This is a genomic window from Streptomyces sp. NPDC001914, assembly GCF_042891215.1.
Lineage (GTDB): Bacteria > Actinomycetota > Actinomycetes > Streptomycetales > Streptomycetaceae > Streptomyces.
Map to the genome: position 1 here is coordinate 400,361 of NZ_JBIASW010000009.1, position 22,300 is coordinate 422,660.

Annotated in this window: 17 protein-coding genes; 9 read left to right on the plus strand and 8 right to left on the minus strand. The window is 72.8% G+C overall.

Going from position 1 to position 22,300, the window contains the following annotated elements; translation table 11 throughout:
* Positions 1-488 precede the first annotated feature (488 nt).
* Positions 489-2,144, minus strand: coding sequence for an amidohydrolase (locus ACFYYF_RS26450; RefSeq protein ID WP_388779891.1), 1,656 nt, complete (start codon positions 2,142-2,144; stop codon positions 489-491).
* Between the two features lie 464 nt (positions 2,145-2,608).
* The gene (locus tag ACFYYF_RS26455; RefSeq protein ID WP_388779894.1) at positions 2,609-3,508 is read right to left on the minus strand and encodes an Lrp/AsnC family transcriptional regulator; all 900 of its coding nucleotides are present in this window, start codon (positions 3,506-3,508) and stop codon (positions 2,609-2,611) included.
* 211 nt (positions 3,509-3,719) lie between these two features.
* Between ACFYYF_RS26455 and ACFYYF_RS26460 the strand changes: the two genes are divergently transcribed.
* Both ACFYYF_RS26460 and ACFYYF_RS26465 read left to right on the plus strand, forming a co-directional pair.
* Entirely contained in the window at positions 3,720-4,742 is a 1,023-nt protein-coding gene (locus ACFYYF_RS26460; RefSeq protein WP_388779897.1) for a C-terminal binding protein, read from the plus strand.
* On the plus strand, positions 4,739-5,551 hold the full coding sequence (locus ACFYYF_RS26465; RefSeq protein WP_388779899.1) for a class II aldolase/adducin family protein: 813 nt from the start codon (positions 4,739-4,741) through the stop codon (positions 5,549-5,551). The genes ACFYYF_RS26460 and ACFYYF_RS26465 overlap by 4 nt, the downstream gene beginning before the upstream one ends.
* Positions 5,552-5,677: 126 nt before the next feature.
* Here the strand turns inward: ACFYYF_RS26465 and ACFYYF_RS26470 are convergent, their stop codons facing one another.
* Positions 5,678-8,536: a M4 family metallopeptidase gene (locus tag ACFYYF_RS26470; protein WP_388779902.1), complete on the minus strand. Its 2,859-nt coding sequence runs from the start codon at positions 8,534-8,536 to the stop codon at positions 5,678-5,680.
* A 172-nt stretch (positions 8,537-8,708) separates the two neighbouring features.
* On the opposite strand from ACFYYF_RS26470, the gene ACFYYF_RS26475 reads away from it, so the two are divergent.
* Together ACFYYF_RS26475 and ACFYYF_RS26480 are read left to right on the plus strand one after the other, a co-directional pair.
* Entirely contained in the window at positions 8,709-9,719 is a 1,011-nt protein-coding gene (locus tag ACFYYF_RS26475) for a LuxR C-terminal-related transcriptional regulator (protein ID WP_388779905.1), read from the plus strand.
* Positions 9,720-9,838: 119 nt separating this feature from the next.
* A complete protein-coding gene (locus ACFYYF_RS26480) occupies positions 9,839-10,588 on the plus strand; it encodes a 3-oxoacyl-ACP reductase family protein (protein WP_388779907.1) in 750 nt (249 codons plus the stop codon).
* Positions 10,589-11,127: 539 nt separating this feature from the next.
* Here the strand turns inward: ACFYYF_RS26480 and alc are convergent.
* Both alc and allB read right to left on the minus strand, forming a co-directional pair.
* Entirely contained in the window at positions 11,128-12,243 is a 1,116-nt protein-coding gene (alc, locus tag ACFYYF_RS26485; RefSeq protein ID WP_388779909.1) for an allantoicase, read from the minus strand.
* 45 nt (positions 12,244-12,288) lie between these two features.
* Complete coding sequence (allB, locus tag ACFYYF_RS26490) at positions 12,289-13,629, minus strand: allantoinase AllB (RefSeq protein WP_388779911.1); 1,341 nt, start codon at positions 13,627-13,629, stop codon at positions 12,289-12,291.
* 349 nt (positions 13,630-13,978) lie between these two features.
* Between allB and ACFYYF_RS26495 the strand changes: the two genes are divergently transcribed.
* Positions 13,979-14,782: an IclR family transcriptional regulator gene (locus tag ACFYYF_RS26495; RefSeq protein WP_388779913.1), complete on the plus strand. Its 804-nt coding sequence runs from the start codon at positions 13,979-13,981 to the stop codon at positions 14,780-14,782.
* Positions 14,783-15,015: 233 nt separating this feature from the next.
* Here the strand turns inward: ACFYYF_RS26495 and ACFYYF_RS26500 are convergent, their stop codons facing one another.
* Together ACFYYF_RS26500 and ACFYYF_RS26505 are read right to left on the minus strand one after the other, a co-directional pair.
* A complete protein-coding gene (locus tag ACFYYF_RS26500; protein ID WP_388779914.1) occupies positions 15,016-15,702 on the minus strand; it encodes an ABC transporter ATP-binding protein in 687 nt (228 codons plus the stop codon).
* 232 nt (positions 15,703-15,934) lie between these two features.
* Positions 15,935-16,972, minus strand: coding sequence for an FtsX-like permease family protein (locus tag ACFYYF_RS26505; RefSeq protein WP_388779916.1), 1,038 nt, complete (start codon positions 16,970-16,972; stop codon positions 15,935-15,937).
* A gap of 223 nt (positions 16,973-17,195) precedes the next feature.
* On the opposite strand from ACFYYF_RS26505, the gene ACFYYF_RS26510 reads away from it, so the two are divergent.
* Positions 17,196-18,575, plus strand: a complete 1,380-nt coding sequence (locus ACFYYF_RS26510; RefSeq protein ID WP_388779918.1) for a sensor histidine kinase — start codon at positions 17,196-17,198, stop codon at positions 18,573-18,575.
* Positions 18,572-19,204, plus strand: coding sequence for a response regulator transcription factor (locus tag ACFYYF_RS26515; RefSeq protein ID WP_361686811.1), 633 nt, complete (start codon positions 18,572-18,574; stop codon positions 19,202-19,204). Before ACFYYF_RS26510 ends, ACFYYF_RS26515 begins: the two co-directional genes overlap by 4 nt.
* A gap of 40 nt (positions 19,205-19,244) precedes the next feature.
* On the opposite strand, the gene ACFYYF_RS26520 is transcribed toward ACFYYF_RS26515, so the two are convergent.
* Positions 19,245-19,568, minus strand: coding sequence for a DUF5955 family protein (locus tag ACFYYF_RS26520; protein WP_365486400.1), 324 nt, complete (start codon positions 19,566-19,568; stop codon positions 19,245-19,247).
* Between the two features lie 212 nt (positions 19,569-19,780).
* Between ACFYYF_RS26520 and ACFYYF_RS26525 the strand changes: the two genes are divergently transcribed.
* Together ACFYYF_RS26525 and aceB are read left to right on the plus strand one after the other, a co-directional pair.
* Complete coding sequence (locus ACFYYF_RS26525; RefSeq protein ID WP_388779921.1) at positions 19,781-20,380, plus strand: NTP transferase domain-containing protein; 600 nt, start codon at positions 19,781-19,783, stop codon at positions 20,378-20,380.
* Positions 20,381-20,660: 280 nt separating this feature from the next.
* Entirely contained in the window at positions 20,661-22,295 is a 1,635-nt protein-coding gene (gene aceB / locus ACFYYF_RS26530) for a malate synthase A (protein WP_388779923.1), read from the plus strand.
* Positions 22,296-22,300 lie beyond the last annotated feature (5 nt).

Below are 22,300 nucleotides of genomic sequence, written 5' to 3' on the forward strand. Positions count from 1 at the left end.
CCGGCGGAAGAGTGCGGTCGGGGACGGGAACTGCGGCGGTGTGGGGGCGGGTTCCGGGATGGTTACCGGACCCGGCGACCGGGCCACGAACGGGATCGTCCGGCCGCCGGGAGACGAGGGGGCGGGTTGTCGGGGCCCGCCGGTTTCGGGGGGCCGCCGGACCAGGCGGGGCCGCCTGGATATCGGGGGTCCGCGGGATGTCGGGGGTCCGCCGGGATGTCAGTGGTCAGCCGGGATGTCGGGGCCCGCCCGCGTGAGGAGGGCGGCCCGCGGGTGACGGGGGGCGGGGTGTCGGGCGGCCCGCGGGTGACAAGGGGGCGGGGTGTCCGGGACCCGGTGACGAAGGCGTGGGTGACAGGGGTGTGGGTGTAGGTGACGAGGGTGTGGGTGGCAGGGGTAAGGGTGGCGGGAGTGTGCGTGACGAGGGTGGGGGTGACGGGGGTGGGGGTGACGGGGCCCGCGGCCGGACGGGGCCGCGGGCCGGTGGGTCAGCGGCCGGGGGCGGCCCAGGCGCGGCGGCCGCCGACCCAGGTCTCGCGCACCCGGATGCCGGTGAGTTCGTCGGCCGGCACGGTCAGCGGGTCGGCGTCCAGGACGCAGAAGTCGGCGAGCATGCCCGGCGCGAGGGCGCCGACCGCGTGCTCACGGTGCAGGGCGGCGGCCGCCGCGCCGGTGTGGGCGTGCAGTCCGGCCTCGACGGGCAGGCGCAGCGACTCGTCGCCGAGGACCGTGCCGAGCACGGTGCGGCGGGTCGCGGCGGCGGCGACCGCCTCCAGCGGGGCGGGCGGGGCGACCGGCGCGTCGGAGGAGAAGACGACCGGGACACCCGCCTGCGCGCAGTGGCCCGCCGGGTTGTAACGGTGGCCCGTCTCGCCGATCGCGGTCAGCGTGCCGTCACCGGTGCGCAGGTGGTGCTGCGGCTGCATCACGGGGACGACGCCGAGCTCGCCCATGCGCGCGATCTGCTCGTCCGTCGGCAGCCCGGAGTGCTCGATGCGGTGGCGCATGTCGTCGCGCGGCCGGTCGGCCTGCGCCTTCTCGATCGCGTCGAGCACCATGCCGATGGCGTACGGGGACTGTGCGTGCGTGGCGGTCTGGAGGCCGGCGGCGTGGGCGCGGCGGACGATCTCCGCGTACTCCTCGACCGAGTGGTAGAGCTGGCCGTGGTGGCAGCAGTCGGCGGCGTATCCCTCGGGGAAGTACGCCGTCCAGCCGCCGAGGGTGCCGTCGGCGTAGAACTTCACGCCCTGGACGCGGAACAGGTCGTCGCCGAAGCCGCGTACCGCGCCGAGTTCGAGGGCGGTGTCGAGCAGCGCGGACGTCAGGTAGGCGGAGACGCGCATGCGCAGGCTGCCGTCGGCGTGCGCGCGCAGGTAGGTCTCCATCTCGCGGCGCGAGACCTGGGCGTCGCCGATCGTGGTGACGCCCGCGGCGAGGAAGACCTCCTGGGCGCGCAGCAGGTGGTCGGCCATGATGTCGTCGGGCTCGGAGAGGTGGAAGTTCGGGCCGTGGTTGCCGATCTTCACGCCGGACGGGCCGGTCAGCAGGTCGCAGGCCGCGTCCCAGAGCTGTCCGTCGGGCTCCCCGTTCGCGAAGTGCCCGATGCTGCCGCCCTCGGGAGAGGGGGTGCCGGCGGTGATGCCGCAGGTGCGCAGGGCGTGGGAGTTGACGACGCCGCCGTGGCCGGAGGCGTTCATGACGTAGACCTCGCGGTCGTCGGCGACCCGGTCGAGATCGTGGCAGTTCGGGTGGCGGCCCTCGGCCAGGCGCCGGTGCTCGTAGCCGAAGCCGCGGACCGGGACACCCGCGGGCAGGTCGCGTCCGGCCTCGCGCAGCACCTCGACCATCGTGTCGATGTCGCCGACGCGCTCGGGCCGCAGGTCGACCCAGGCGAGGGCCTGTCCGTACATCACCGGGTGGCAGTGGGCGTCGACGAAGCCGGGGTGGACCAGCCCGCCGTCCAGGACGAGTTCGGTGTCGGCGTGGCCGCCGAGCACCACTCGGGCCTCCTCGGCGGTGCCGACGTGCACGACGCGGTCGCCGCGGACGGCGAGCGCTTCGGCGCGGACGGGGGTGCCGGGGACGGCCACGGCGGCACCGGTGACGAGCAGGGTGCGCTCGGGGGATGCGGACGGACGGGGCATGACTGGCCTGCTTTCGACCGGGGAGGTACGGGGGTACGCCGACAGACGATTCGACTTGGAGAACCATAGATAGCGAACGACCGGTTGACCAGAGGGTCACATGAAGAATGTTTGGGAAGTCGAATCGCTGGATGGCTTACGTATCGACTGCGGGGCCCTGCTTGCGGGTCGCCGACCGATCGCTGGGGCCGGTCACGCGGACGGGTCGCCCGGCGGTCACGCGGGCCGGTCGCTCGGCGGTCACGCGGGCCGGTCATGCGAGCCGGTCACCCGGGCGGCTCCCGCGGCGGTCACGCGGGCCGGTCACGTGCGGCGGTCACGGGGACGGCCGGAACGGGGCGGTCACGCGGGCCGGTGAACATGGCGGTCACCCCCCGCCAGGCCCCGTATCGACGCTCACACCGAGCGTGCTTCGGCGCTCACACCGCGCGCTTCGGCTCTCAACCGGGCACGCTTCGAAAGGCTCACACCGGGCGCGGCCCCATGTCGTACCGCTCCTTGATCAGCTCCAGGTGGAGCCAGCTCTCCACCTCGCGCACCTCGGGCAGCTCCCGCATCTCCTCCAGCGTGGCCCGCACGGCGGCGAACGACTCCGCCGTGATGGTGCCGACCAGCTCGGCGCGCCCCAGGCACGTCGACAGGAACGTCACCCGCTCCAGGCCGGCCACCCGCTCCGCCACGCGAGCGGCGGCCCCGGCCACGCGCAGGCTGAACCCGCACAGATAGCCCATGCCGAGCACGTCGGGGCGCACGAGGGCGACCACCTTCGCCACGCCGCCGTCGAGGAGGCGCAGGGTGCGCGCCCGGGTGGCGCCGGGCGACAGTCCGACCCGCCCCGCCAGTTCGGCGAACGGCAGCCGTCCGTCCTCCTCCAGCTCCGCGAGGATCCGCCCGTCGAGCTCGTCCTGGAGGGCGACCGTCGGCTCCTCGGCCAGCAGGTACGGGTCCTTCACGTGCCGGGTCGCGACCAGCGGGTCCACCGTGCGCACGCCGTCCATGGCCCGGACGCGCTCGATGGTCCGCTCCAGTTCCGCGAACCCGGCGGTGCGCAGTTCCGCCATGATCGACCGGCGCCCGCTGGTCAGCGTCACGAAGGGCGCCTGGGGAAGCGCGGCGATCGCGCGTGCGACCGGGGCGGCGGCACCCTCGGTGTCGATGGCCAGATGCGCGGACGCGGTGAGCCGGTGCACGGCCGGATGGGCGATGGCCACGATGCGCACGGCCCCGGACTCCTGCAGCCGCTGCACCCGCATCCGGGTCGCCGGACGGGACAGGCCCACCCGCTGGGCCAGCGTCTCGTAGGTCAGCCGGCCGTCGGCCTGAAGCCCACGCACGATCGCCAGGTCGGTCTCGTCGAGATCCACGGACAGGTCCCCTCGGTCCTCGGTCGGCCCGGTCGTGGGTCCGGCCGGGTCCGTGCTCATTCTCGGGCAGCGCGCGAGGACCCCGGACGGCGGCTTCGCCGACCCGGCACATGGGGCCTGGCGCGATCATCTCGTCGATACTGGACAAGGCGAACAGTCGAAACGTAAGTTGCGTGCCGTTAGGGCAATCGAATCATCTAGGGAGCGTGGCGTGTCGCGACCCGTGGCTGTCATCACCGAGACGGAAGAGCTGGACCCCGGTCCAGGACTGAGACTGCTGTCCGAGGCCGGTTTCGACGCCAGGTTCGTCGGCAGCCGTGACCCGGAGGCCATCGCCGCCGCCGCGCACGACGCGGACGCGCTGATCGTCGGGTACGCGTCGGTCGACGGGGCCCTGCTCGACCGGCTGCCCAAGGTGCGGATGCTCGCGACCATGTCCGCCGGATACGACATGATCGACACCGCCGAGGCGGCCCGCCGTGGTCTGTGGGTGGCCAATCTGCCCGACTCGGCGACCGAGGACGTCGCCGTGCACGCCCTCGCCCAGGCACTCGCGCTCCTCCGATGCCTCCCGCAGGCCGACGCCGCGGTCCGGGGCGGCGGCTGGAACGGCGACTTCACCGAAGTCCCGCGCCGAGCCAGCGAGTTGACCCTCGGCCTGGTCGGCTTCGGGCGCATCGCCCGCACCCTCGCCCGGATCGCGGCCCCCGTCTTCGGCCGGGTCGTCGCCCACGACCCGCACGCCGCCGACTGGCCCGAGGACGTCGAACGGGCCGACCTGGACACGCTGGTCGCCGAGGCGGACGTCCTCTCGCTGCACACCCCGTCCACCGCGCGGACCCGGGGAATGGTGAACGGCCCGCTGCTCGCCCGCATGCGGCCCGGCGGCATCCTGGTCAACGTCTCGCGGGGCGACCTGATCGACGCCGACGCCGTGCTCGACGCCCTCGACAGCGGCCGGCTCGCGGGCGCCGCGCTCGACGTCTTCCCCACCGAACCGCCCGCCGCCGACGACCGGTTGCGCCGTCACCCGCGGCTGCTGCTCTCCCCGCACAGCGCCTTCCGCACGGACGCCTCCCTGCGCGCCTACGTCTGCGGACCCGCGCGGAACGTCATCGCCTGGTGGACCACCGGACGCCCGAACACCCCGGTCGTCACGCCCGGGACACCCATCGTCCCCGCTTCCACCGCCCCCGCCCTCCGCATCGCCCCCACACAAGGAGTCCCCGCGTGACCGACGTCCTCACCCACCCCGCCGGCTCCGTCACCGCGGACGCCGCAGCCGCAGCCACAGCCACCGAGGAACTTCGGCTGCGCCGCGAACTCGCCGCCGTCTACCGGCTGGTGGCGCACTTCCGGATGACCGACCTGATCTTCACGCACATCTCGCAGCGGCTGCCCGGCCCCGAGAACCACTTCCTGATCAACCCCTACGGGCTGCTCTTCGAGGAGATCACCGCCTCCAACCTGGTCAAGATCGACCTCGACGGCAACCCCGTCGAGCCGGGCCCGCACCCGGTGAACCCGGCCGGCTTCGTCATCCACAGCGCGATCCACCGGGCACGCCCCGACGCGCACTGCGTGCTGCACACCCACACCCGGGCGGGCTGCGCCGTCGCCGCGCAGCAGGGCGGCCTGCTGCCGGTGAACCAGATGTCGATGGAGTTCCACAACCGCGTCGGCTACCACGACTACGAGGGCGTCGCCCTCAACCTGGACGAGCAGGAGCGCCTGGTCGACGACCTCGGCGCCCACCCCGCGCTCATCCTGCGCAACCACGGCCTGCTGACCGTCGGCGACAGCGCGAAGCAGGCGTTCCTGCGCATGTACTACCTGGAGAAGGCCTGCGAGATCCAGGTCACCGCCCAGTCCGGCGGCACCCCGCTGATCCTCCCCTCGGACCAGGTCGCGGAGTACACCGCCCGGCAGCTGACCGGCGAGGGCGAGGCGTCCTCCGACTTCGAGGACCACGACGCGTACGACCTCGCCTGGGCCGCCCTGCTGCGCCTGGTGGAGCGGATCGCGCCGGACCACAAGGACTGAGCGCCGACCGCGCACATCCCCGTACGGCATCGCGACCGACCGTGCACGAAGCAGGAGCGGCCGGACTCCCCCGGGGCCCGGCCGCTCCTGTTCTGGTGACGTCGAGTCAGCCCTTGCGGGGCCGGATCAGCACCGGCCCGCCGGGCGGTCCCGCTTCACGAGGTTCGTGTAGCCGGTGGTGCCGTCCAGCCAGAGCACGCGCTGCCCGCTGTCGGCGGCCGCGTACACCTGGTCGCCGCGGTCGCAGGAGACGCGCTGTGCCCCGCCCGTGCCGTCGGACGCCACCTGGTACAGCTTCGGCAGCGTGTCGTTGGCCCACGTCGTGGCCGGGGGCAGCGTGGTCACGGTGACCGCGTCGTCCGAGGCCGTCAGGGAGTAGGCGTACAGCGAGCCGTCGCCGGACTCCGGGGTGAGGGTCGCCGGTCCGGAACCGTCGAGCGCGGCGCGCCTGACCGCGGCCTGGCCGGAGTCGGTGATGTCGTCGTCCTCGATCCAGGTGACGCCGTCGTCGGTGAGGGCGGTCTGGCCGACGCCGGCCGTCGTGGACTTGTCGACCGGCATCGGCGTGGTCTTGCCGGTGGCGGTGTCGAGAACTTCGACGCCGAGCTTGTAGCCGTCGGACTCGGGCCACATCTTCGCGTAGGCGATCCTGCCGTCACGGACCGAGGCCAGCGCGGTGGCGACGACGTAGCTGTTGTTGACCTGCTTGATCTCGCCGGTCCTGATGTTGAGGTACCAGACGTGCTGGAGGCCGTAGTACGGGTCCGGCACCGTGTAGGCGAGGATGTCGCCGTTCAGCACGAGTCCGGAGACGTTGGCGGCGGTGCCGCCGACGACCTTGTCGACGCCGCTGCCGACCGGACGGACGTGGAAGTAGACCGCGGTCGAGGCGAATTCGGCCCAGGCGACGTTCTTGCCGTCCGTGGTGGCGTAGACGTTGTAATTGCCGTTGTTGGGGCTCTTCTGCACCGGCGTGCCCTTGCCGCTGGTGTTGCCGACCCACACCGAGTACGGCTCGCTGCCGTCCTCGTTGGAGCGGGAGAGCGCGTACGTGCCGTTGCCCGCGCTCACACCCGTGCCGGCCACGTTGACCTTGGACAGGATCGTGTCGGTGTCGACGCCGAGCGCCTTCTCCCAGCCGGGCACGATGCCGTGCGCGTCGAAGGAGGTCTTGACGGTTTTCAACTGGGCCTTGGTGGCTCCCAGTTCCTGCGCGGCGGCGACGACCGCGGCGCGGCCCTCGGTGAAGCCGTCCAGCGGGGTCATGTACGCGGACAGGGCACGGTAGACGATCCGGTCGGCGAGGTCGCCGCCGAGGTCCTGGCGCATGTCCCACAGAGCGCCGGAGAAGATCGTGGAGTTGAGGTGCACGCCGCCGTTGTCACCTCGGTAGGTGACCCCGATGAAGTCCTTCGACGTGGTGGCGCCGTCGTTGAGGTCGCGCAGGGCGCACTCGCGCGGGCTCTTGGTGGTGCACAGGTCCTCGCCGAGCAGCCCTGCGTCCGGGTCGTCCATCGACTGGTGGTTGGCCTCCAGGTCGATGGCGTTGCCGAAGTAGTCGGAGATCGCCTCGTTCATCGCGCCGGACTGGCCCGCGTACACCAGGCCCGCGGTGTGCTCGGTGACTCCGTGCGTCATCTCGTGGCCGACGACGTCGGTGTCGGCGGAGAAGGTGCGGTAGTCGCCGCTGCCCTGGCCGTACACCATCTTGGTGCCGTCCCAGAAGGCGTTGTCGTACGGCTGCCCGTTCGACGTCACGCCGACCAGGGAGTAGACGTAGCCGTCCTTGCCGTCGATGCCGCTCCGGCCGAAGTGGTTCTTGTAGTAGTCGTAGACCTTCCCTGCGGCCCAGTGGGCGTCCACAGCGCCGGAGTCGGTGTAGTCCTCGCCGAGGTCGGTGGTGGCCGACTGGAAGGTCTTGATGCCGCTCGGCCACGCGCCGGACGCGGTGGAGACGTCACGGCCTCGGGCGTCGTACGTGGCGATCATCTCGCCGTTGTACGGGCTGTCCGCGGGCCGCTTGCTGTAGTCGATCGTCTCGTAGACACCCTTGGTGTCCTTGTACAGGTTGAGCTCGGTCTTCTCGCCGTTGTAGCGGACTCCCGTGCCCTTGACCACCAGTTGGTCGGCGGCCGAGGTGGCGGCCTCGCCGGCCGGCGGGGCACCCTCGGTGGAGCCGGTGGCGGTGCCCGTCGTGCCGAAGGTCTCGATGCCGCTGTACTGCAGCACCGGGAAGCCGGAGCGTGCGTCGACGTACACCTCCTGCCGCACGGGCGTGCCGTCCGCGGCGCCGACCCCGGTGACGGTGATGTGGCGGGTGAGTACGCCGGTGCCCCGCGGGAGGATCGTCAACCCCCGCTCCTCACCCGCCAGTCGCGCCTTGCCCGCCTTCTCTCCCTTGGCCGGGGCGCGCAGCAGACCATCGCCCTGCTGCGCGGTGACGGCACCGATCGCCCGCTCGATCGCGGTCTTCTCGGAGACCTTCGGGGCGAGCGAGTCGAGCTTCAGCCCGGTGAAGTAGCTGCCCGAGGTGCCCGTGACGGTGCGCCTGCCGTCCTTCGCGGTCATCCGGACGACGTACTGGCCGCCTAGGACCGGGACGCCCTGGTACTTCTGCTGGAGGCGGACCGTCTCCTTGCCACCCTTCTCGGTCGTGGTCCCGGCCGAGGCCAGGCCCTTCGCCGAGGTGTCGGCTATGTGGTACCGGCCCTTCCTGGCCCCGAGGTGGCCGCGGGCGGCGTCGGCGGCGGACCCGGTGGCGGCGGCCTCCTCGTGCAGCCCGGTGACGAGCGAGGGCGTGTCGGTCCCGGCGCCCGGCGTCACGTCGGACGTGGTGGCCGCGGTGGCGGTGTCCGCGTGGGCGGCCGGCACGGCCGTCACCAGCAGGCCCGCGGCGGCGAGCAGTGCCGCCGTGCCCTGGGCGACGGATGTCCCGCCGTGCCGCTTCCTCGCTGTGGCTGATCTCCTGCGTCCTGCACTCCGCACGGTGCCCCTCCGGTGTCACAGATGCGTGAACGGATATCGGATGCGGACATGCAAATGCCGGAGCGGGGGTGTGAACAATGCGTTCCAGGTGGGCACTTGTGTACGTGCACACTTGTGTGGCCTGCGGGAACACCGCCTTGTGTGGCCTGCGAGAACGGGTGAGAATCCCGGTGTGGGTCGGGACACGGTGGACGAGCGGTGGCAGGCCCTCGGGCTGGGAGCGGAAGAACTCAGGCTCTACGAGGCCCTGTTGAGTGTCCCCGAGCACCCTTCCCAGGCGGCACTCGCCCGGTCCGCGGGGCTCTCCGCGCCCCGCCTCACGGCCGCCCTCGACCGTCTCGCCGAGCACGGGTTCACCCGGCCCTCCCGCGACACCCCGGTGCCCGTCGCGATCGCCCCCGCCACCGCGCTGCGCAACCTGATCCATGTCCATCAGGCCGATCTGCTGCGCAGGTCGGCCGAGTTGGAGGAGCTGACCGGGACGGTGGACCGGATGGCGGCGCATCTCCTGGGCTCCGCGCACGGTGCCCCCGCGCTCGGCATCGAGACGGTCCGGGGCGGCGAGGCGATCGCCGCACGGGTGGCCTCACTGCTGGTCTCGGCGCGCGCCGAGGTGGCGCTGCTGGACCGGCCTCCCTATGCGGCGAGCGAACCGGACGGGATGCCCTCCCCGCTCGACGTGACCGAACCCGTACGGCGCGGGGTGCGGGTGCGGACCGTGGTGGACCGCGAGGGTCTGAGCTTCCACGGCCGCGCCCGGGGCCTGGGCGACCTGGCCGCTCAAGGGGTGCAGATCCGGGTGGGTACCGATCTGCCGACGAAGCTGATCACGGTCGACCGGAGGGTCACGCTGCTGCCGCCGACGGACGCCGCGGACCCCACGGCCCAGGCGCTGGTGGTGAACGACTCGCTCCTGAGCAACGCCCTGGTACCGCTGTTCGAGGCGATCTGGGAACGGGCCGTGCCCATCGGGTCCTCGTCGGACGGCCAGATCACCGACCAGGACCGGGAGTTGCTGACCATGCTCGCGTCCGGGCTGAAGGACGAGGCGATCGCCCGGCGTCTCGACATCCACGTCCACACGGTCCGGCGCCGCATCACCCGTCTGATGCGGTCCCTGAACACGCAGACCCGCTTCCAGACGGGGGTACAGGCGGCGCTGCGGGGCTGGCTGACGGTGTGAGCGCGTAGCACCTGGCGCAAGGGGCAAGGCGGGGCCGGCGCGGCCACATCGGCGGGCTGAGCGAAGTCGGTGTCCGTTCGCCGCCGGCGTCGGGGGGCTTCGGCGGCTGGGATGGACGCATGACTTCTCAGCGAGACTTGAACGGCAAGGTGGCCCTCGTGACCGGCGGGAGCCGGGGCATCGGGGCCGCGACGGCGCTGCGTCTGGCCCGCGAGGGGGCGGACGTGGCCCTCACCTACGTGAGCGGCAAGGAGGCCGCGGAGGACGTCGTACGGAGTATCGGGGCGCTGGGACGCAGGGGGCTCGCCCTGCGTGCGGACTCCTCCGACCCGGCGGAGGCCGGAGCGGTGGCGGACCGGGTCGTCGCGGAGTTCGGGCGGCTCGACGTGCTCGTCAACAACGCGGGGGTGGGTGTCCTCGGTCCGCTGGAGTCCCTGACCCTGGCGGACGTGGACCGGGTGCTCGACGTGAACGTGCGGGGGGTCTTCCTGGCCTCCCGGTCGGCCGCGCCGCACCTCGGGGACGGCGGGCGGATCGTCACGATCGGCAGTTGCATGACGCAGCGCGTCCCCGGTGCCGGAGGGACGCTCTACGCGATGAGCAAGTCCGCGCTGATCGGCCTGACCAAGGCGCTGGCACGGGAACTCGGCGGCCGCGGGATCACCGCCAACATCGTCCATCCCGGCCCCATCGACACGGACATGAATCCGGCCGACGGCCCGTACGCCGCGGGCCAGAGCGCCCTGACCGCCGTGGGCCGCTTCGGCGCCGCCGACGAGGTCGCCTCGATCGTGGCGTACCTGGCGGGGAGCGAGGCGGGGTACGTCACGGGCGCGGAGTTCGCGGTGGACGGCGGCCACACGGCGTGATCGTCATGAGGGGGGAAGGGAGAGAGGGCTGGCCGCCTCAGCATGACGGAACGGCAAGGCTCCGCGGGGGTGCCCGCGGAGCTGTCCCGAGGCAGACCGTGAGACGCCGGGCACTGCGGGCGGGCGGCGACAGCTCGCAGGTATCGCCATGGGGCGGTCCGAGGCAGACCGTGAGACGCCGGGCACTGCGGGCGGGCGGCGACAGCTCGCAGGTATCGCCATGGGGCGGTCCGAGGCAGCCCGTGAGACGCCGGGCACCGCGGGCGGATGGTGACAGCTCGCAGGTGTCGCCATGGAGCTGTCCCTAAGCAGCCCGTGAGACGCCGGGCACCGCGGGCGGGCGGCGACAGCTCGCAGGTTTCGCTGTGGGGCTGCGGTCCGAGGCGGCTCGCGGGGAAGCAGGGTGCCGCGGGGCGGACCGTGGCTGCTCAATGGCCTCGCCGTATGGCGCGGCCTGAGGCGCTTCGCAGGGGGCGCTGCGGGCGCCCCCTGCGAGGCGCCCCGGCCGTGTGCGTACAGCCGGGGCGGAGCCTGGCAGGTCAGCCGCCCAGTTCCTGGTGGCGTGCCGTCAGGCGTGACGCCCCCTCCTCCGTCAGGGAGCCGAACAGCCGCAGGCGGGAGATGCCGCCGTCCGGGAAGATGTCCACCCGTGCGTGCGTGGCGGCGGCGGGTGCGGCCAGGGTGAAGCGGTGGTTGGTGTCGGGCTGGAGGCGGGTGCGGGGCAGGATCTCCGTCCACTCCCCCGCCTCGCCGTCCCGCACCGACACCGAGGCCCATCCGGCGCTGTTGCCCTTCAGGTAGGCCGTGTCGATCTCGACGGCGCGGATCTCGGACCGGGCGACGAGCCGGTAGCGGATCCAGTCGTTGCCGTCGTCGCGTCGCCTGCGGGTCTCCCAGCCGTCGTCCATCTTGCGCGAACGGCCGGGCTGGATGGTGTTGGTGGCGGGTGAGTAGAAGAGGTCGGAGGCGTCCTCGACCTGGCCGCCGTTCTCCAGGGCGACCACGTCGAAGGTGCCGAGGGCGGACAGCCAGCGCGGGTCGGGCACGACCTCGCCGTACACCCGCAGTCGCGCGATGCCCCCGTCGGGGTGCTGGTTGACGCGCAGGTGGGTGAAGCGCTGTTCGACGGAGACGGTGAATCCGTTGGCCGCGTGACCTCCGACGGGCGTACGCGGAACCAGAGTCGTCCACTTCACCTCGCCGCCCAGAAGTTCCTCCGGCGAGGGCGAACCGGACACCGAGGCGCCCTCGACCGAGACCGCCTGCGGGTAGTTGCCGCGGAAGTGGGCGGTGTCGACGACGATCCCGCGGATCACGCCGGGGGCGCCGAGCCGCACCAGGGCCCAGTCGTGGTCCTCGGCGGTCGGCCACGGGTGCTCGGCGGAGGCACCGCGCCGCCGCCGGGTCTCCCAGCCGTCCATGATCTTGCCCTTGTGGCCGAAGTGCTCGGGGTCGAACTCGGCGGCCCCGGCCACGAGAAGGTTCTCGCGCTCGGCGAAGAACTCGTCGTTGGCGGCGACGACGCCCGCGCCGAGCTGCCGGTCCGCCAGGTTCGCGTACCGGGTGAAGGGGAAGTCGGCGGTGCGGTAGTCCGCGTACGGGTCACCGCCGCCGTAGGGGTTCGCGTCGCCGGTGAATCTCTGGATCGCCGTCACGGTGCTCAGGGGTTCCTTTCGGGAGTCGGCCGCCGCGGGGCGGGATCAGGTGGTACGGGTCAGCAGGTGACCCTTCGGATCGGTGAACTCGCCGTCCACGAGGATGCGTTCGCCGCGCAGCCAGGTCGACTTCACGACGCCGTCGAGGGTCCTGCCCGCGTACGCGGTCACCCGGTTGCGGTGCTGGAGCGCGGCGGGGTCGACGGTGAAGGTCTCGTCCGGGGCGAACACCGCGAAGTCGGCGTCGTGGCCCACCGCGACGGCACCCTTTCTGCCGCTCAGGCCGACCAGTTCGGCCGTGCGGGAGGACATCCAGCGCACCACGTCCTCCAGGCCGTGGCCGCGCCTGCGGGCCTCGGTCCAGACGGCGGACAGGCTCAGCTGGAGTCCGGAGATGCCGCCCCACGCCGTCGCGAAGTCGTCCGTCTTGAGGTCGGCGGTCGACGGGGAGTGGTCGGTGACCACGCAGTCGATGGTGCCGTCGGCCAGTGCCTGCCACAGCAGGTCCTGGTTGGCGGCCTCACGGATGGGCGGGCAGCACTTGAACTCGCTTGCTCCGTCGGGGACTTCCTCGGCGGTCAGGGTGAGGTAGTGCGGGCAGGTCTCCACGGTGAGCCGGACACCGTCCGCCCTGGCCGCGGCGATCAGCGGGAGCGCGTCGCTCGACGACAGGTGCAGCACGTGCACCCGTGCGTCCAGGCGCTTGGCCTGCGCGACGAGGTTCTCGATGGCGGTGTCCTCGGCGTCCCGGGGCCGCGAGGCGAGGAAATCGGCGTACCTGCGACCGCTCTTCTGCGGGGCCGCGGCCAGGTGGTGCGGGTCCTCGGCGTGCACGATCAGCAGGCCGCCGAAGCCGGCGATCTCGGCGAGGGACCGGGCGAGCTGTTCCTGGTCCAGTTCGGGGAACTCCTCGACCCCGGAAGGCGACAGGAACGCCTTGAACCCGAACACCCCCGCGTCGTGGAGGGGTTGGAGGTCCTTCACGTTGCCGGGCAGCGCGCCGCCCCAGAAGCCGACGTCGACGTGCGCCCTGGAGCGGGCGACGTCCTGCTTCGTACGGAGGCCCGCGACCGTCGTCGTCGGCGGAAGGGAGTTGAGCGGCATGTCGATCAGGGTGGTGATGCCACCGGCGGCCGCGGCGCGGGTCGCGGTCCAGAAGCCCTCCCACTCGGTGCGGCCGGGGTCGTTCACATGGACGTGGGTGTCGACGAGCCCGGGCAGCAGGACGTCGTCACCGAAGTCCTCGAGCCGGGCACCGGACGGCACCTCGGTGTCGTACGGCAGCACGGCCGTGATCTTCCCCGCGGCGACCGCGACCGAAGCGGCACGCGTCCCTTCGGGCGTGATGACACGCGTCGAGCGCAGCACCAGTTCGGCATCGGACACCCGGACCCCTCTCTCCGCCGCCGTCGACTCCCGTTGCCGCCGGGTTGCTTCCGCGTAACGGAATTCAACTTTCTGTTGAAGAAGTCTTCACTCCGGCCCCCGCCCCGTCAAGGGTCCATTTCTCCACCCTCCCCCGACCCGGTCGCGCCATCGACCCCGGACGCAACAGACCGGCTCGATTTCGCTATACGGAAGCAACTTTCCGTCAGGTAGAAGTAGTCTTACCCTACCCGGTGGCCCGTCGGCTGCCGGGTAGGCTGCGCTTCTGCCCGCCCGCCACCCGCCGCCGCCCCCTTCGAGAGTCTTCGGGTCACCCCGCTCGAAACCGCGCCCCGAAAGGACCGCCGCCGTGCCGCCGTCCAGCGCCAGCACCACCGACTCGAGATCGTCCGCTTCCAGTGGCGGCGTCCAGTCCCTCGAGCGCGCCTTCGACCTGCTGGAGCGCATGGCGGACGCCGGGGGCGAGGTCGGTCTGAGCGAGCTCTCCGCGAGCAGCGGGTTGCCGCTGCCCACCATCCACCGGCTGATGCGCACACTGGTGGCCTGCGGGTACGTACGGCAGCAGGCCAACCGCCGGTACGCCCTCGGGCCCCGGCTGATCCGCCTCGGCGAGTCCGCCTCCCGGCTGCTGGGCACCTGGGCCCGCCCGTACCTGGCGCGTCTGGTGGAGGAGACCGGCGAGACCGCGAACATGGCGCTGCTCGACGGGGACGAGATCGTCTACGTCGCCCAGGTGCCGTCCAAGCACTCGATGCGCATGTTCACCGAGGTGGGCCGCCGGGTGCTGCCGCACTCCACGGGTGTCGGCAAGGCGCTGCTGGCGCACACCCCGGACGACGAGGTGCGCGCGCTGCTGGCCCGTACGGGGATGCCCGCCGCGACGGAGAAGACGATCACCACGCCGGACGGCTTCCTCGCCGCGCTCGACGAGGTGCGCCGGACCGGCTACGCGATCGACGACAACGAGCAGGAGATCGGCGTCCGCTGCCTGGCCGTCCTGGTGCCCGACTCCCCGACCGCCGCGGCGATCTCGATCTCCGGCCCGGCGGGCCGCGTCACCGAGGCCGCCACCGAGCGGATCGTGCCGGTGCTCCAGCAGGTCGCGGTGGAACTGTCGGAGGCACTGGCCAGCACGGGCCCGAACACCGGCTGACCCACGCACCGAACGGCTCCCCGCCCGCGTGGACGGGATGCCGGGGGCGTCCCGCGGACAGGGACGCGGAAGCGCAGGCATCCCGCCTGCGTGGAAACGCGGAGCCGCGGGCATACCGCCCGGACAGGGACGCGGAGCCCCAGGCATCCCGGCTGCACGAAGACGGGGAGCCGCAGGCATGGCGCCTGCACGGGTAGGCGGAGCCGTAGGCATCACGCCGGTCCGCGACCGGGTCACTCCGTGGTCGGCACCACGGCAGGTGTCCCCAGGCGCCCGTCCCTCATCTCCCGCACCGTGTCCACCTCGCCCAGGTGGGCGTGGTCGTGCGTGACGAGGACGGTCGCCGTCGCGCGTTCCCTGGTGAGCCGCAGCAGCAGGTCGAGCACCACCGTCCCGCGTTCCCGGTCGAGGGCGCTGGTCGGCTCGTCGACCAGCAGCACCGACGGCTCGTTGACCAGCGCGCGGGCGATGTTCACCCGCTGCCGCTGACCGCCCGACAACTGGTGCGGCCGCCGGTGCGCCAGGCCGTCGAGCCCGACCTCGGCGAGCAGCTCCCGCGCACGGCCCGTCACGTGACGGCGTCCGTCCAGGTGACCCATCACCTGGAGCTGTTCCAGCGCGGTCAGCGAGGGCAGCAGGTTGGGCTGCTGGAACACGATGCCGATCTCGCGCCGCCGCAGCACGGCACGCTCGGCCGGGGTCAGCGCCCCCGTCTCCGTACCGCCGACGAGAACCCGCCCGCGGTCCGGGGCGACCAGGGTCGCGGCGACCGCGAGGAGGCTGGATTTGCCGGACCCGGAGGGGCCCACGACGGCCGTCGTCGTTCCGGCCGGCACCCGGAGGGCGACACCGTCCAGAGCGGTCAGACGGTCGTCGCCGTCGGGGTAGGTGAGGGTGATGTCATCGAGGGTCAGGCTCATGCGGCACTCTCCTGCGGGTCGGTCCGGTCGGTCCGAGGCCCGGCCGGTCCGTTCGGTTCGGTCGGACGAGCCGGTCCGGTCGGTTCCGTCGGACGAGCCGGTCCGTTCGGTTCCGTCGGGCGGACCGATTCGGTCCGGTTCGGTGCGACCGGTTCGGTGCGACCGGTTCGGTCCGGTTCGGTGCGACCGGGTTCGGGGTCTCGGCGTGGGCCCGGCGAGCCCCGCCGGATCCTCATCGGGCGCTCGCCAGCGCGGTCAGCGGGTCGACGGCCGTGACGCGGCGGACGGCCAGCCCCGCGCCGAGGGCCCCCAGGGCGATCGTCACCGCGGCGGGTCCGAACACGGTCGTGACGTCCAGGGCGTACGGAACGTCGCCGCCCCGCACGAGCGCGCCCGCTCCCGCCGCGAGTCCGGTGCCGAGCAGGGTCCCGACGGAGAGCATGAACACGGCCTGCCCGAGCGCGTCGCGCAGGAGGTACGGCGTGGAGGCGCCCAGCGCCTTCAGGACCGCGATGTCGGGCGAGCGCTGGATCGTCCAGACCGTGAAGAACGCTCCGGTGACGAGCGCCGAGATGACGAAGAGGAATCCGCGCATGAGCTGCAGCGAGCCGTTCTCGGCCTGGTAGGAGCCAATGGCGGCGAGGGCGTCGCCCCTGGTGAACGACTTGGTGCCGGCGGCCCGGTCGCCCGCCCGAAGATCGGCTCCGTCGGTGCGCAGGGCGAGCACGGTCGCCGGACCGGAGAGGTCGGTCCACACGACGGGGGTGTGGCTGTACGAGGCGTGCCCGGACACGGCGGCGACGGTGAGCCCGGCGCCGCCGAGCACCACCCGGTCCCCCGGCCCCGCACCGAGCGCGGCGGCGGCCTTCTCGGACAGCACGGCACGCCCGGGGGCGACTCCCGGCGGGGCGATGCCGGAGCCGGGCCGCACGGCGAAGGAGGACACCGCGGCCGTACGGTCCCCGGCGGAGGCGTTCAGGGTGCGGATGCCGATCGGCTCGGCCGAGGTGACTCCAGACCTGGCGGCCCAGGTCTCCCGGGCGCCGGCCGGTATCGGGGAGCCGGTGAAGGACACCGGCTGTCCCGCGGCCGGCGCGGCGAAGGCCAGATGGTCGGCGGGCAGGCCGGTGACCGCCGAGGTGTTCTCCTCGGCGAGCCCGGCGGTCAGCCCGGACAGCAGCCCCACGAGCAGGGTGATCAGTACGACCACGGCTCCCATCAGGGCGAACCGCCCCTTGGCGAAGCGTAGGTCTCTCCATGCGACGAACATGCCCAGAGCCTGTCGCCCGGACCCCGTCCGGGGCATCGCTCCGCCGCATGCTTCGGGCGGGCCGAAGGAGGGGCGCCCGGACCGCCGGGGGACCCATCGGGCGGAGCCGCGGGAACGACGGCTCACGGACCCGGGAGGGAGGCCGCGCCGGCGAAGGGTGCGGCCCTCTTTCAACCTTTCGGTTGACCGGGGCCGGCGCTGTCCCGCCTACCCTGGAACGACCATGAATGTCCCCCGCCGCTCCCCCGTCGTCGCCGTCCTGCGTCTGTGCCTGTACGTCCTGCTCGCCGGCCTTCTCCTGCTGGCCGCCGTCCGTTCCGGGGACACCCGGCACCCGACGGCGGTCGTCGTGTCGGTCCTGGTGACGGGCGCGGTGCTCGTGGCGGGTGCCGTCTCCCCGGCGGTGCGACGCTCCCGGCGGGCGTCCGCCCTGTGGGTGGCCGCCCTCAGCGCGAGCTGGCTGGCACTCGTCGCGCTCTCACCGGACGGGCTGTGGGTGGCGTTCCCGCTCTACTTCCTGCAGCTGCACCTGCTGCCGGTGCGCTGGAGCCTGCCCGCGGTCGCCCTGACCGCGGGGGCGGCCGTCGCGAGCTTCGTGGCGCACGGCGCGCCCCTCACGCCCGGCGCCTTCATCGGGCCGCTGCTCGGGGCGGGGGTCGCGGTCGCGACGGTCCTCGGGTACGAGGCGCTGTACCGGGAGAGCGAGCGCCGCCGCGAGCTGATCGACGAGCTCATCGAGGCCCGCGCCGAGCTGGCCGAGGCCGAGCGCGCGGCGGGCACGCTCGCCGAACGGGAGCGACTGGCCCGCGAGATCCACGACACGCTCGCCCAGGGCCTGTCCAGCATCCAGCTCCTGATGCGGGCCGCCCAGCGGCTGCTGCCCGGGGACTCCCCCGCCGCCCCGTACGTGGAGCAGGCCCGGGCGACGGCGCAGGACAACCTCGCCGAAGCCCGCCGCTTCGTCCGCGCGCTCACCCCTCCCGGCCTGGAGCACGGTTCGCTCACCGGCGCGCTGGAACGGCTGTGCCGGTCGGCCGCCGTGGACACACCGAAGGTCCGCTTCTCGGTGAGCGGGCCGCCGGTCGCGCTTCCGACCCCGTACGAGGTGGCCCTGCTGCGGATCGCGCAGTCGGCGCTCGGCAACACCCTGCGCCACGCGCACGCGGACCGCGTGGAGATCACGCTCAGCTTCATGGACACCTCGGTCGCCCTGGACGTGGTGGACGACGGCATCGGGTTCACCCCGGGCGACGTACGACCACCGGACCGGAACCACACGGACCGTGACCACCGGAACCGGAACCGGGACCGCCGGGACGGCGACGCCACTGCGAGCAACGTCACGGCCGGAGACACCGCTGACGGGGAATCCCTCGGCGGAGACGCCGCTGGCCGGGAGTCCGTCGGCGGAGACACGGCGGACGGGGGCTTCGGTCTGCCCGCGATGCGTTCGCGCGCGCGGTCGCTGGGCGGGACGTTCACCGTCGAGTCGGCTCCCGGGCAGGGCACGGCGGTGGCGGTCACGCTGCCGTTGCCCGTGGCTGTGCCCGCGACCGGGGAGCCGGCCGGGACGGACCGCGGTGTCGTGGGGAGCCGGGCATGAGCGTCCGTCTGCTGCTCGCGGACGACCATCCCGTCGTCCGTGCCGGACTGCGCGCGGTGCTGTCCGCCGAGCCGGACTTCGAGGTCGTCGCCGAGGCGGCGACGGCGGAGGCCGCGGTGGAGCGGGCCGAGGGCGGCGGTGTGGACGTCGTCCTCATGGACCTCCAGTTCGGCGCCGGAATGCACGGGGCCGAGGCGACGGCGGCCATCACGGCACGCCCCGGCGCACCCCGGGTCCTCGTCCTGACGACGTACGACACCGACGCGGACATCCTCGCCGCGGTCGAGGCGGGCGCGTGCGGCTACCTCCTGAAAGACGCCCCTCCCGAGGAGCTCTCCGCCGCCGTGCGCACCGCCGCCTCGGGTCACTCGGCGCTCGCCCCGAAGGTCGCCGACCGGCTCATGGACCGCATGCGCACCCCGGCCGCGGCCCTCAGCCGTCGCGAACTGGAGGTCCTCGAACTGGTCAAGGACGGTCTCTCGAACCAGCAGATCAGCAAGAAGCTGTTCCTGAGCCAGGCGACCGTGAAGTCCCATCTGGTGCACATCTACGCCAAGCTGGGCGTGGACTCCCGTACGTCGGCCGTGGCGGCGGCCACCGAGCGGGGGGTCATCCGCAGAGGGCGCTAGGACCTGACCGGCGGTTCAGTGGCGGGTGCGGTACGGGGGTTCAGTGCCGGGTGCGGTGCGGGGGTTCGCCGAAGAGTTCGACCGCGCTGCGGACGTCCGCGAGGCGGGTGGCGAGAGCGCTCACCGAGCCGATCGCGCCGGCGACGAGGAGGAGCGAGCGGCGCAGCCGGGGGATCTCCGGAAGGCCTCCGGCGGCCATCGCGGCGAGGGACGCGAGCTCGTCCTCGGCGATACCCCGGTCGGGGAACTCGACGGGATGGACGGCGAGTTCACGGCGCAGCCGGGCGACGGCGGTACGCAACTCCGCCACCCTCGGATCCTCGTCGCTGCCCGTCACCGGTCTCTGCCCCAAGCTCCGCAACACAGCTCTCCCCCTCGCACACGCTGTCGTGCGTCGGTCCCGCCCATGTCGGCTCCAGCTCCCCGTGGCGGTGGTCAGGCGCCGGGGGACGCGGGCCAGTAAACGCCACCCGGTGCGCCGTGCGCCACTGCGCGGACCGAAATTCAGCCCGGGGACACCGCGGTGACGGCCGGCGTTCCGGGGCACGGCCGGGCCCGGTCGGGTATGCAGGGGACATGACGGAGAACAAGGGCGAGGTGGCGGGGCTGGTGCTGGCGGCCGGGGGCGGACGGCGTCTCGGGGGACGCCCCAAGGCACTGCTGCCCCACCGGGGGCGGCCCCTCGTCGAACACGCGGTGGAGGAGCTGCGGGCCGGCGGCTGCACCCGCGTCCACGTCGTCCTCGGCGCCCGGGCCGACGCCGTACGGGATCAGGCGCGGCTTTCCGGGTGCGTCCTCGTGGACAACCCTCACTGGGAGGAGGGCATGGGCTCCTCGCTGCGGGCCGGACTCGACTCGCTGGCCGGCTCGGGGGCCCAGGCGGCACTGGTGTCGCTCGTGGACCAGCCGGGGATCGGCCGTGCGGCGGTGGCCCGGGTGCTGGCCGCGTACGTCTCCCCGCTGACGCTCGCCGCGGCGGCGTACGGGGGTGAACGCGGCCATCCGGTGCTGTTCGGGGCCGGCCACTGGGCCGGGATCGCGGCGTCCGCCACCGGCGACCGGGGAGCGCGCGCCTATCTGCGGGATCACGGGGAAGCGGTCACCCTCGTCGAGTGCGGGGACGTGGCGCGGGCGTACGACATCGACACGGAGGCCGACCTGGTCCACCTTGAGTGAACGGGGTGGCACCGGGAGCCACTCTCCGTCGCGCTGGAGAATCTCGACATCAACAAACCATTGAACTTCCACGATGAGGAAATTAGTATCCACTGATCAGAAGCGCCTCGCCGTACCGAGGGCGCCCGGCCCGGGCCGCGCGCGCCACGGCACCGGGTGCCAGGCGTGGTGACGCCACCCATGGTTCGCTCGTGCGACCGGCCCGCGGCGCGCCCGCAGGCCCCGTACGCGGATCGCAACCAGCTCGCCCGCACGCAGCTCGCTGAAGGAGTGACAGCTCATGTCCGCACCAGCGCCGTCCCCGCTGGCCATCGTCGACGCCGAGCCCCTGCCCCGGCAGGAGGAGGTCCTCACCGAGGCGGCCCTCGCCTTCGTGGCCGAGCTGCACCGGCGGTTCACGCCCCGGCGTGACGAGCTCCTCGCCCGCCGCGCGGAGCGGCGCGCCGAGATCGCCCGCACCTCCACGCTCGACTTCCTCCCGGAGACCGCCGCGATCCGCGCGGACGACTCCTGGAAGGTGGCCCCGGCTCCGCCCGCGCTCGAGGACCGCCGGGTCGAGATCACCGGCCCCACCGACCGCAAGATGACCATCAACGCGCTCAACTCCGGCGCCCGGGTCTGGCTCGCGGACTTCGAGGACGCCTCGGCGCCCACCTGGGAGAACGTCGTCCTCGGCCAGCTCAGCCTGATCGACGCGTACACCCGGAGCATCGACTTCACCGATCCCGGCTCCGGCAAGTCGTACGCCCTCAGGCCGGACGCCGAGCTCGCGACCGTCGTGATGCGGCCGCGTGGCTGGCATCTGAACGAGCGTCACCTCATGGCCGCCGACGGCACGCCCGTGCCCGGCGCGCTCGTCGACTTCGGCCTCTACTTCTTCCACAACGCGCGGCGGCTGCTCGACCTCGGCAAGGGCCCGTACTTCTACCTGCCCAAGACCGAGTCCCACCTCGAAGCCCGCCTGTGGAACGAGGTGTTCGTCTTCGCGCAGGACTACGTCGGCGTCCCGCAGGGCACGGTCCGCGCGACCGTCCTGATCGAGACGATCACGGCCGCGTACGAGATGGACGAGATTCTCTACGAACTCCGCGACCACGCCTCCGGGTTGAACGCGGGCCGCTGGGACTACCTGTTCTCCATCGTCAAGAACTTCCGTGACGGCGGGACCAAGTTCGTCCTGCCGGACCGCAACGCGGTCACGATGACGGCTCCGTTCATGCGGGCGTACACCGAACTCCTCGTCCGCACCTGCCACCGGCGCGGCGCCCACGCGATCGGCGGCATGGCCGCGTTCATCCCCTCGCGGCGCGACGAGGAGGTCAACAAGGTCGCCTTCGAGAAGGTCAAGGCCGACAAGGACCGTGAGGCGGGCGACGGTTTCGACGGCTCGTGGGTGGCCCACCCCGACCTCGTCCCGATCGCGATGGCCTCCTTCGACGCCGTCCTCGGCGACCGGCCGAACCAGAAGGACCGGCTGCGCGAGGACGTGTCGGTCGCGGCGGGCGACCTCATCGCCGTCGACTCGCTCGACGCCCGGCCGACGTACGACGGCCTGGTCAACGCCGTGCAGGTCGGCATCCGTTACATCGAGGCATGGCTGGGCGGCCTGGGCGCGGTCGCCATCTTCAACCTCATGGAGGACGCCGCCACCGCCGAGATCTCGCGCTCGCAGATCTGGCAGTGGATCAACGCGGGTGTCGTCTTCGAGCACGACGGCAGGACCGTGGCGGCCACCCCGGAGCTGGCGCGCGAGATCGCCGCCCGGGAACTCGCGGCCATCCGCGCCGAGATCGGCGAGGAGGCCTTCGCGGCGGGCCGCTGGCAGCAGGCGCACGACCTGCTCCTGAAGGTGGCACTGGACGAGGACTACGCGGACTTCCTCACCCTGCCCGCCTACGAGCAGCTCACCGGCTGACCCGG

Coding starts and splice junctions, on each gene's coding strand:
- ACFYYF_RS26480 (WP_388779907.1), top strand. CDS start 9,839: ATGACTTCTCAGCGAGACTTGAACGGCAAGGTGGCCCTCGTGACCGGC.
- aceB (WP_388779923.1), top strand. CDS start 20,661: ATGTCCGCACCAGCGCCGTCCCCGCTGGCCATCGTCGACGCCGAGCCC.
- ACFYYF_RS26500 (WP_388779914.1), bottom strand. CDS start 15,702: ATGAGCCTGACCCTCGATGACATCACCCTCACCTACCCCGACGGCGAC.
- ACFYYF_RS26450 (WP_388779891.1), bottom strand. CDS start 2,144: ATGCCCCGTCCGTCCGCATCCCCCGAGCGCACCCTGCTCGTCACCGGT.
- ACFYYF_RS26515 (WP_361686811.1), top strand. CDS start 18,572: ATGAGCGTCCGTCTGCTGCTCGCGGACGACCATCCCGTCGTCCGTGCC.
- ACFYYF_RS26505 (WP_388779916.1), bottom strand. CDS start 16,972: ATGTTCGTCGCATGGAGAGACCTACGCTTCGCCAAGGGGCGGTTCGCC.
- ACFYYF_RS26525 (WP_388779921.1), top strand. CDS start 19,781: ATGACGGAGAACAAGGGCGAGGTGGCGGGGCTGGTGCTGGCGGCCGGG.
- ACFYYF_RS26510 (WP_388779918.1), top strand. CDS start 17,196: ATGAATGTCCCCCGCCGCTCCCCCGTCGTCGCCGTCCTGCGTCTGTGC.